The organism is Mesorhizobium sp. M7D.F.Ca.US.004.03.1.1, assembly GCF_003998635.1.
In the GTDB taxonomy this organism is placed as follows: domain Bacteria; phylum Pseudomonadota; class Alphaproteobacteria; order Rhizobiales; family Rhizobiaceae; genus Mesorhizobium; species Mesorhizobium loti.
Genome location: NZ_RZQG01001258.1, coordinates 1 through 1,353, shown reverse-complemented (window position 1 = coordinate 1,353; position 1,353 = coordinate 1). Strand labels below are relative to the sequence as shown.

The 1,353-nt window shown below is 61.9% G+C and carries 1 protein-coding gene and 1 pseudogene; both read right to left on the bottom strand.

All coding sequences use genetic code 11. The features are described from left to right. Positions 1-122 precede the first annotated feature (122 nt). Positions 123-1,202, bottom strand: a complete 1,080-nt coding sequence (galE, locus tag EN935_RS36120) for a UDP-glucose 4-epimerase GalE (protein WP_127263560.1) — start codon at positions 1,200-1,202, stop codon at positions 123-125. Further along, positions 1,199-1,353, bottom strand: a pseudogene (locus tag EN935_RS42510) (SDR family NAD-dependent epimerase/dehydratase); the annotation flags it as partial. The pseudogene EN935_RS42510 and the gene galE, both read right to left, overlap by 4 nt.

The following is a 1,353-nucleotide window of genomic DNA, read 5'->3' as shown; positions in this document are numbered from 1 at the left end:
AAGTGCCTACGCCTTTGCACCACCGCAACGGATCAGAGCCAGCACGCCGGCGCCGGTGAAAATCTCGTTCAATCCTGGCGATGGCGGCACGTTCTCGGGCGGCTCGCCTTATATCTGCAGCCCTAGCGGGTTTGGCCAGCGCGCGAGCTGCCGGCCCCGTTCTCTCTGATCTGTCGAGCGGCGATGGATGCTGCCGCCTCGGTTGGCGGCAGTTTCATTGGTTTCGTCTTCAGCCCAAAAAACGGGGCAGCCGTCCTGACGATCGTGTCGATGTCGGAAAGCTCCGGCACGAAGCCAAGTTGTTCGCGTGCGCTTCCGGGATCGGCGTAGAGCTCTGCTGGATCTCCCGGGCGCCGGCTCCTGAAGACGGCCGGAACCGATCTTGACGTCATTCGGCTGACCGCCTGGACAATCTCCTTGATGGACACCCCCCGCCCGGTACCGAGGTTGACAGCCAGGCTTTGTCCGCCGCGCTCGAGATGCATGAGGGCTTTCAGATGGGCGCGGGCCAGATCGCTGACATGGATATAATCCCTTACGCAGGTGCCGTCCGACGTGTCGTAGTCCGTGCCGAAAACCTCGATCTCGTCTATGATGCCTGATGCGGCCATGAGCACCCTGGGGACCAGATGCGTTTCCGGCGAATGCCACTCACCGAGCTCGCCGTCGGGATCGGCGCCACAAGCGTTGAAATAGCGCAGGATCGCGAATTTCATTCCGTATGCGGATGCATAGTCGCCGATGATCTGTTCGCCCATCAGCTTGGTGCGCCCGTAAGGGCTGATCGGATTCTGCGAGGAGGTTTCGCGAACGGGCAACGCTTCCGGCACGCCGTAGGTTGCGCAGCTGCTGGAGAAGATGATGTTCTCGATGGAACAAGCGCGCGCCGCATCGAGCACCGCGATGGTGCCTGTTACATTGGTCGAATAGTATTCGGCCGGTTCGCGAACGGACTCGCCGACATAGGCCAGCGCCGCAAAGTGGATCACTGCCGTCGGCCGGTACGTTTCCATCGCCCCCCGCAGTGCATCCCGATCCCGGATATCGCCAACGACAAGCGGACCCCAGGCAACGGACTTCGTGTTGCCGCGGCTCAGATTGTCGAAAACCACCGGCATATAACCGGCCGCGGCCAGCAGCTTGCAGGTGTGGCTGCCGATGAAGCCGGCCCCACCCGTCACCAGGATTGCCGCACGGGTCATGAAGCCGCGGCTCCTTTGGCCATGTGACTTCCGTAGAGCAGGGTGTCAAAATACTCGACGGTACGCGCGAGCCCCTGGCTCAAGCTGATTTTCGGCTCCCAACCGAGATTGGCCCTGGCAAAGGAGATGTCCGGCTTGCGCTGTCTGGGAT

Bases quoted from the DNA above. Each gene is read 5' to 3' on its own strand.
- galE (WP_127263560.1), bottom strand. From the start codon at position 1,202: ATGACCCGTGCGGCAATCCTGGTGACGGGTGGGGCCGGCTTCATCGGC.